Genomic DNA, 8,906 nt, shown 5'->3' on the forward strand with positions numbered 1-8,906 from the left:
CTATTTGCAATAATTGGGTCGAGAATCAGATGCGTCCCTGGGCGTTGGGGCGCAAGAACTGGCTGTTTGCAGGTTCGCTGCGCAGTGGTCAGCGAGCGGCAAACATCATGACGTTAATCCAGTCAGCAAAGCTGAATGGGCTGGATCCGTATGCCTATTTAAGTGATGTGCTGAAAAGGTTACCGACACATAAAGTGACCCAGATTGAAGAGTTACTGCCACACTGCTGGAAACCTAAATTGAATTAAAAATTGGTATGGGATTCAGCGGACGCTTACATTTAAACTAAATACGACACCACCAAAAATCAGTGTCCAAATCCACATGGAAATATGGGGGAACCATTCCTGCATTAACAACGCGGCGGCGGTAAATTCTGTGCCTAAAGTGACCGACCACGTGAGCCAATACAACCAAGTGATGGTGTAGCCCGTGCCAGGCCCAATATATTGTTTGGCATAAGCACCAAATGAACCTGAAACAGGCAAGTGTACGGCAAGTTCGCCCAAACACAGCATGACCATGTAGGCAATTAAACCACCAAAAATATACGCGATAATTGCGCCAATAGGCCCTGTTTGTGCAATCACTTCACCTGAGCCAAGAAATAAACCTGTACCAATGGCTCCGCCCAATGAAATCATAACCAAATGGCGGGTACTCATTGCACGTTTTAAAGGCTCAGCACGACCTTGATGCACAGCATCATTCTGATGATTGGATGACTGCATAAGTGATAGGAGAAAAAATAAAAGAAGCGAAGTATTGTAGAGAAAAACTACAATTCTGCAATCTTGAAAATAATATGTTTGAATTAGAAATGATCGTATAGCACGATAAATGGCGTCCCTACGGGGATTCGAACCCCGGTTACCGCCGTGAAAGGGCGATGTCCTAGGCCTCTAGACGATAGGGACGTTGCGAGGTGATGCGTATATTATGAATTTTTCGCAACAGTGTCAAACCTGAATCCTAGAAAACAGCCGCGCTATTTGTTATTTGTTTAAAAAATAATACATCTTTAAAAGTAATAAATCACCGTATAAATATTTGAACGCTGTGCAGTATTTTAATGATCAGGGGGGTGATATTACTTTTCAGAGGTTGTTGTTTGTGTAGCTGCGGGTTGAGTGCTTGGTTCAGGTTGTGCAGGCTCACGATTCACTATATAAAGATACAACGCAGAAGGCGCGAGAATGACCAAAACCAATACAATTTTTTTCAACATGGCAGAATCAGTAACACAAATTGGAATATTGCCATTATAACCAAAGTCAGCTCAAAAGACTGCATGGATAAAAGCTGATTCTAAGTAAAAACATTTCGATGCTCAGCCTTGTGGTTGAAAAACATGAATCAAAACCAAAACAATAAAAAGAAAACAGGATGACAAACGCAGTCTGTCATCCTGTAAACATCTCAATGTTTGAGTACCAATCGTATTATTGATCTGGGTTGAGTAAGTTCTCTACCATGTGCGGTGCAAGTTTATTCAGAATAAAACAAAACAGCTCTGCAGTTTTTTGCGTATCGTATAAAGCTGAATGTGCTTCTTTGCCATCAAACTCAATACCTGCCTGAATACATGATTTTGCCAGCACTGTTTGACCAAACATCACCGCACTTAAAGTCACTGTATCAAACACTGAAAAGCTGTGGAATGGGTTTTGGTTCTTCGTACCTGTGCGGGCAATGGCGGCTTGCACAAAGCCTAAATCGAAATGCGCATTGTGACCGACCAAAATGGCATGGGTGCAATTTTGTTGGCGACGCACTTCATTGACCGATTTAAAAATTCGTTTTAACGCAGTTTTTTCATCTTCAGCCATGGCCATTCGCATAGGGTTGAAAGGATCAATCCCAATAAAGTCTAAAGAGCGGCGGTCTAAATTTGCCCCTTGAAACGGGTTGATATGCGCATGATACGCTTCACCGGGTACAAATTTCCCTTCCGCATCATAAATAATTGGAATGGCAGCAATTTCTAACAAAGCATCAGTTTGGGCGTTAAAGCCTGCGGTTTCCACATCGACCACCACAGGCAAGAAACCACGAAAACGTTGCCCCATAACGGGCAAAGTTGTATCTGTCACACTTTTCTCCATTGAATGGTTTTACCCGCATATAACGGAATAATTTGTTCACCATCCAAGTAGTCTAAACTGGTTGGAATGATTTGCTCTTCTTTCACCAAGGTAATGGTGTTGGTATTACGCGGCAAACCATAAAAATCTGCACCAAACAAGCTTGCAAAGCCTTCTAAGCGGTCAATACGTCCAGCTTGATCAAAAGCTTGTGCATACAGCTCAATTGCCGTAGGCGCACTATAGCAGCCTGCACAGCCACATGCATTTTCTTTGGCATTTTTTGAGTGCGGTGCGCTATCTGTCCCTAAGAAAAACTTAGGATTTCCGCTAGTCGCAACTTCCAATAAGGTTTGCTGATGGGTTTGACGTTTTAAAATAGGCAAACAATAGAAATGTGGTTTCACACCACCCACCAACATATCATTACGGTTAAATAATAAATGTTGCGGGGTAATGGTTGCTGCGACATTACGGCCTTGTTCTAAAACAAATTGTGCTGCTTCAGAGGTGGTTATGTGCTCAAGCACCAATTTCAAATTTGGAAATTGTTGTAATAATGGTGAAAGCACTTCATCTAAGAAGCGTTTTTCACGGTCAAAAATATCGACATGATTGTGCGTGACTTCACCATGCAATAATAATGGCACTTGTTGTTCTTCAAGTTGCTCAATCACCGCATATACTTTACGAATGTCGCTCACGCCATTGTCTGAATTGGTGGTGGCGCCAGCAGGGTAAAGTTTAATGGCATTCACATGTGCAGAGGCTTTAATTTTCTTAACTTCTTCAGGAGCGGTTTGATCGGTAAAATACAACACCATACGCGGATCAAAATTTACACCTTTTGGAACGTGTGCCATGATGCGTTCACGATATGCTTCCGCTTCTTCTACCGTTTTTACTGGCGGAACAAGGTTGGGCATACAAATTGCGCGTGAAAACTGCTTGGCAAGATCGGGAACAGTACGTTGTAGTGCTAAACCATCACGTAAATGAGCATGCCAGTCATCTGGCTGGATAAGAGTAATCGTATTCAAGGCGCTGCCAGTCTGAAAAATAAAACAGATGATAATCTATAAATGTTAAAATGGTAACGCTGAAAGCCATAAAAAATAGAAATGCCTGAATTAATTGTTTCGACATTGTGTTATTTTTAAACCACTAAAAAATTATATTCAGGCTGTTACAGTTTTGCTGTGCAACAATCGTGATTAAATGGAATTTAAAGCATCCATGGAATACAAATATAAGTTAGCCAAGCTACAGTACGACAAAGAAAAAAATGAAGAGTTGATGAAACGTCAACGTAAACGTGCTGGGCAGGTTTTTCCGAAACAACTGGAAGTTGAATTTTGGCAACAGCATCTTGAACAAGCACGGCATAACATTAACCAATATTTTTGGTCGGGCGTACTCATCTACTTTATTATCACTGTGCTGATCATTACTGGGGATTACTGGCTTATTGATCGTAATTTTTTTAAACACGACTTTATCCATTCCTTACTAGGTTTGGTGAATGGTGCATTTTGCTTACTGACCCTGTTCTTTTTTGCCCATTATAAAATTTTGCGCCCGTATTATGCTTATGCTGCCATGGCGTTGACTTTTTGGGCCATTGTGTCGATGACTTGGCTGACCATGACCATGCTTACCGAAGTGTTTAGATATCAAGCCATGATGATCATTAGTATGATTTATATTATGGGTTTTGTACTCACGGGAGTGAAGCCGTTTCACATGCTGCTGACAGGGTTAATGGCTGCAGTGGTTGCCATGATTATGTTATTAAGCTTGCATATTCCAATTGATGCGATGGTGATGGGGCGGGTGTTGGTTGGCAGTACGGTGATGGGTTTTTTAATCAGCAAAATGCTGTGTACCCGAGAGCGGATGATTTTTTTGGTGATGCACCAAGCTCGACTCAGTGAAAAAATTAACCGTATCCATGCCGAAGAGTTGTTGCACTTAAGTCAGCATGATGCGCTGACCAAAGTGTCTAACCGACGTACCTTTGATGAAATGCTAGATAGCTATTTTGAACAGGCACGGCATGATGAAGTGCCATTATCCTTACTCTTTATCGATGTCGATTTTTTTAAAAAATATAACGATCATTATGGGCATCAAAAGGGAGATGAAGTCATTTCAGCGATTGCCAAATCCATCAAAGACTCGATTCGTCACATGGATTTTGTCGCGCGTTATGGTGGCGAAGAATTTGTGGTGTTATTGCCAGAAACAGATGCACATGGTGCGTATGCTGTGGCTTCCAATATTTTTAAAGCGGTTGAGCGTTTGGCGATTCCACATAGCCAATCTTTAGTTTCCAGTAACGTCACAATCAGTTTAGGTTTTACTGTCTACAAAGGTGAGGCTGAAATTTTTAAAAGCGACTTCTTGCAACGAGCAGACCAAGCCTTGTACCGTGCAAAACAGTTGGGACGTAATCAAATTTATTACCACACTTTGCAGGTAGAAGAGGTGGTATAAGTTTTTATCGCAGCTTTCATTTAGTCTGAATTATCCAGTGCTTATGTTTAAACAGACCTAAAAAAGCCGCTCAATTTGAGCGGCTTTCGATTTCAAAAAATCATCAGCAAGTGATTATTTGTTTTTGTCTTTCAATTGTGGCACTGCAGACCCTGAACCAATCGACAATAAGCCAGAATTGGTATAAATACCTAATTTAGCGCGTGTATCGGTAATGTCCAAGTTGCGCATCGTTAACTGCCCAATACGGTCCATTGGCGTAAACATTGAATCACCTTTCTCCATCGTTAAACGTTCAGCTTCATAAGTGAGGTTTTCAGATTCAGTGTTCATAATCGTGTAGTCATTGCCACGACGAAGTTCTAAAGTCACAGTACCTGTGATAGCTTTCGCAACCCAACGCTGTGCAGTTTCACGAAGCATTAATGCTTGAGAGTCGAACCAACGACCTTGGTAAAGCAAACGACCTAAGCGTAAACCATTAATACGGTATTGTTCGATCGTGTCTTCGTTATGAATACCGGTAACCAAGCGCTCATAAGCAATATGTAGAAGTGCCATACCCGGTGCTTCATAAATACCGCGAGATTTCGCTTCAATAATACGGTTTTCAATTTGGTCAGACATACCTAGACCATGACGACCACCAATACGGTTGGCTTCAAGAATGAACTCAACAGGATCTTCGATACGTTGACCGTTGATTGCAACAGGGAAGCCTTCTTCAAAAGTAATCGATACTTCTTCGGGTTGAATTTCAACGTCGTCTTTCCAGAACGCCACGCCCATGATTGGATCAACGATTTTGATGCCAGCATCTAGGTACTCAAGGTCTTTCGCTTCGTGTGTTGCACCTAGCATGTTTGAGTCAGTTGAATACGCTTTTTCTTTTGACATTTTATAGTCAAAACCATTGTCGATGAGGAATTGTGACATTTCCGCACGACCGCCCAACTCATCAATAAAGGTTTGGTCTAACCATGGCTTATAAATTTTAAGCGCAGGATTGGTCAATAAACCATACCGATAGAAACGCTCAATATCGTTACCTTTATAAGTTGAACCATCACCCCAGATGTTGACGTCATCTTCTTTCATGGCAGTCACGAGCATCGTACCTGTTACTGCACGACCAAGCGGGGTGGTGTTAAAGTAAGGCACACCGCCTGTGCTGATATGGAATGCACCACATTGAATGGCAGCAATACCTTCCAAAGCCAACTGCAAACGGCAGTCAACCAAGCGTGCTTTTACCGCGCCATATTCTTCGGCTTTCTTTGGAATGGCATCATAGTCATCTTCATCTGGCTGCCCCAAGTTTGCTGTATACGCATACGGTTCAGCGCCTTTTTGCTTCATCCACAATAAAGCAGCTGAAGTATCTAGACCACCAGAAAAGGCGATACCGACTTTTTTGCCTACTGGTACATTCTGCAAGATAGTTGCATTATCAGTCATTGCTAGTCCTAACTTTTTAAAATAGGCACCACATTTGGTGGCCAAGGAAAATTCTAAACTGAAAATTATAGCACCCTTTAAAATGCTTGTTTTCGTTAAAAAAGCGCATTTGATAAAAAAATCAGGTTCAGACTTAAATTTTCATTTAGAAATGGCAAACTTGGTGTAAAAATTGAATAACAAAACCCGAAATTTGGATGGTGCAAAATAAAATCACTTTTATTTAGGGCATTTCACCAAGAATAGTTTATAGATTGACGTTTGCGCCACGCAGTCGAACTTTAGAGTCATAAACAGTTTATAAAAATCGGTTAAAGTATTCATGCAACAAGTTGCAAAGCTCATTATATAAGGATTCATCATGACAACTCGCTATGCAAATATTCTAAAACCATTACATTTAGGATTTACCACCATTAAAAACCGTGTTGTGATGGGTTCAATGCACACGGGTTTGGAAGATCGTTTTTATAACTATCCAAAACTGGCTGCTTATTTTGGCGAACGTGCTAAAGGTGGCGTGGGTTTAATTATTACGGGTGGTATTTCACCTAACCGTCAAGGCTGGTTATTGCCTGCGGGCGGGGCTATGAATACATTGGGCGATGTTGCGCCACACCGACTGGTGACACATGCAGTACATAAGCATGGCGCTAAAATTTTAATGCAAATTCTGCATTCAGGACGCTACGGCTATCATCCATTTGTGGTGTCAGCAAGCCCGATTAAATCTCCAATTTCACCATTTAAACCTCGTAAAATGAGTGAAAGACAAATTTTAAATACCATTGAAGATTATGCAAAAACAGCCAGTTTAGCCAAAATGGCAGGCTACGATGGTGTGGAAATTATGGGTTCGGAAGGCTATTTGTTGAACCAGTTTTTAAGCCGTCATGTGAATCAGCGTGAAGACCAATGGGGCGGTGCAATTGAAAATCGTATGCGTTTTGCTTTGGAAGTGGTCAAAGCTATTCGTGCTGAAGTTGGCGAAAAATTTATTATCTGCTTCCGTTTGTCGATGTTGGATTTAGTCCACGATGGCAACACTATGCAGGAAGTGATTACCGTTGCAAAAGCCTTAGAGCACGCGGGTGTGAACTTACTCAATACTGGAATTGGCTGGCATGAAGCTCGTATTCCGACCATTGTGACTTCTGTGCCACGTGCAGCTTTTGTTGATTACACCGCAGAAGTGAAAAAACACGTTGAGATTCCTGTAATTGCATCCAACCGTATTAATATGCCTGATACTGCAGAAGAAATTTTGGCAGCGGGTAAAGCCGATATGATTCAAATGGCACGCCCATTATTGGCAGATGCATTCTGGGTCAATAAAACTGCGACTAATCGTGTCAATGAAATTAACACCTGTATTGCCTGTAACCAAGCGTGTTTAGATCATACCTTTAAAAATCAACGAGCGACTTGTTTGGTCAACCCGCGTGCAGCCTATGAAACTGAATTGGTCTATGAAAAAACCAAGCAACCGAAGCGTATTGCAGTTGTCGGTGGTGGTGTTGCTGGAATGTCTGCCGCTACAGTTGCTGCCAGTCGCGGGCATCAGGTGACTTTATTTGAAGCCAGCAATGAAGTGGGTGGGCAATTTAACTTGGCAAAAGTCGTACCGGGCAAAGAGGAATTTCATGAAACCATTCGCTATTTTAAAGTACAAATTGAAAAAACTGGGGTCGATTTACGTTTAAATACCAAAGTCAACCGCGAGCAACTCGAACGTGAAGGTTTTGATGAAGTGGTCATTGCAACAGGTGTTGTACCACGTCCACTAAAAATTGAAGGCAGCGAAGCACCGCAAGTATTGTCTTATGCACAAGTATTACGTGGCGCACCTGTTGGACGGAAAGTTGCTGTGATTGGTGCAGGTGGAATCGGTTTTGATGTTTCGGAGTTTTTACTGAAACCTGAACATCAGCCACAACCGCAACCTTTGGCAGAATGGCAGCGTGAATGGGGTGTCGATCCGAATCCTAATTATGTGACTGAAGGAGGCATGAGTGCTCCAGAAGTACATCCCCCAATCCGTGAAATTTATTTATTGCAACGTAAAACGACGGCTTTGGGTGCTGGTTTGGGTAAAACTTCAGGGTGGGTACACCGCGCACAGTTAAAAAAACATGCAGTGCGTATGCTACGTGGTGTGCAATATAAAGCTATTAGCAATGAAGGCTTGTGGATTGAAATGGCAGGTCAAGACCAATTGTTACGTGTAGATAGCATTGTAGTCTGTGCGGGGCAAGAATCAGTTAAAGATTTAATGCCTGCGGCAGATGAAAATACTTTGGCTAATTATCATATTATTGGTGGGGCAAAGCTTGCTGCAGAGTTAGATGCAAAACGTGCGATTCGTGAAGGGGCAGAATTAGCTGCTAAACTTTAAAAAGTGAGGTGGCTATGCTGTTGTTTTGATGAGCTTTAGCATTGATTTGGTGAAACAATATTCACTTGAGTGCTGACGAGGAATTTTTTGCTTGTCATCAAATCAAAAGCTTCGTATCATGGCGCACATGGAAGCGTGGCAGAGCGGTTTAATGCACCGGTCTTGAAAACCGACGAGGGTGTGATTCCTCCGTGAGTTCGAATCTCACCGCTTCCGCCAAATTTTAAGATAAGCCCTTGTATTTGCAAGGGCTTATTTTTTGTCTGTAGTTTTACCCCTCAACCTACCCCTCATCAAATTTTGGATTGGATTGATTTCTTTTGGTGGTATTTGGAAGATTAAGGAATATAGTAGACCTCTTGCGAAAGTCGTTATTGCAAGTTCATCCGGTTTACCAGTGCAGCGATTAAGTTAATGCGTAAACCGAATCTTTTTCGTCTATTTCGATAGCGTTCACTTAGTATTCTAAATCT

At 41.9% G+C, this 8,906-nt stretch carries 7 protein-coding genes, 2 tRNA genes and 2 pseudogenes; 4 read left to right on the forward strand and 7 right to left on the reverse strand.

Annotated elements, in window-relative coordinates:
• On the forward strand, positions 1–248 hold a 248-nt coding region (locus tag B2W49_RS06615), incomplete at its 5' end, for a transposase domain-containing protein (protein WP_291334089.1).
• A 24-nt stretch (positions 249–272) separates the two neighbouring features.
• Here B2W49_RS06615 and B2W49_RS06620 read toward each other — a convergent pair.
• The 5 genes and pseudogenes from B2W49_RS06620 to pyrC form a co-directional block, all read right to left on the reverse strand.
• Positions 273–731, reverse strand: a pseudogene (locus B2W49_RS06620) (amino acid permease); the annotation flags it as partial.
• Positions 732–841: 110 nt separating this feature from the next.
• A tRNA-Glu gene (locus B2W49_RS06625) sits at positions 842–917 on the reverse strand.
• A gap of 173 nt (positions 918–1,090) precedes the next feature.
• Positions 1,091–1,228, reverse strand: coding sequence for a hypothetical protein (locus B2W49_RS06630; protein WP_291336510.1), 138 nt, complete (start codon positions 1,226–1,228; stop codon positions 1,091–1,093).
• A gap of 214 nt (positions 1,229–1,442) precedes the next feature.
• A complete protein-coding gene (gene rnt / locus B2W49_RS06635) occupies positions 1,443–2,105 on the reverse strand; it encodes a ribonuclease T (RefSeq protein ID WP_291336512.1) in 663 nt (220 codons plus the stop codon).
• On the reverse strand, positions 2,090–3,124 hold the full coding sequence (gene pyrC, locus B2W49_RS06640) for a dihydroorotase (protein ID WP_291336514.1): 1,035 nt from the start codon (positions 3,122–3,124) through the stop codon (positions 2,090–2,092). Before pyrC ends, rnt begins: the two co-directional genes overlap by 16 nt.
• 196 nt (positions 3,125–3,320) lie before the next feature.
• On the opposite strand from pyrC, the gene B2W49_RS06645 reads away from it, so the two are divergent.
• Complete coding sequence (locus B2W49_RS06645; protein ID WP_291336516.1) at positions 3,321–4,580, forward strand: GGDEF domain-containing protein; 1,260 nt, start codon at positions 3,321–3,323, stop codon at positions 4,578–4,580.
• A gap of 114 nt (positions 4,581–4,694) precedes the next feature.
• Here B2W49_RS06645 and argG read toward each other — a convergent pair whose 3' ends face one another.
• Positions 4,695–6,038, reverse strand: a complete 1,344-nt coding sequence (gene argG, locus B2W49_RS06650; RefSeq protein WP_291336518.1) for an argininosuccinate synthase — start codon at positions 6,036–6,038, stop codon at positions 4,695–4,697.
• A 361-nt stretch (positions 6,039–6,399) separates the two neighbouring features.
• Here argG and B2W49_RS06655 point away from each other — a divergent pair, with 361 nt between their 5' ends.
• Both B2W49_RS06655 and B2W49_RS06660 read left to right on the forward strand, forming a co-directional pair.
• Positions 6,400–8,433, forward strand: coding sequence for an NADPH-dependent 2,4-dienoyl-CoA reductase (locus tag B2W49_RS06655; protein WP_291336520.1), 2,034 nt, complete (start codon positions 6,400–6,402; stop codon positions 8,431–8,433).
• Between the two features lie 129 nt (positions 8,434–8,562).
• A tRNA-Ser gene (locus tag B2W49_RS06660) sits at positions 8,563–8,652 on the forward strand.
• Between the two features lie 152 nt (positions 8,653–8,804).
• Here B2W49_RS06660 and B2W49_RS06665 read toward each other — a convergent pair.
• Positions 8,805–8,906 (reverse strand): annotated as a pseudogene (locus tag B2W49_RS06665) (IS5/IS1182 family transposase); the annotation flags it as partial.

Source organism: Acinetobacter sp. UBA801 (assembly GCA_002296655.1).
In the GTDB taxonomy this organism is placed as follows: domain Bacteria; phylum Pseudomonadota; class Gammaproteobacteria; order Pseudomonadales; family Moraxellaceae; genus Acinetobacter.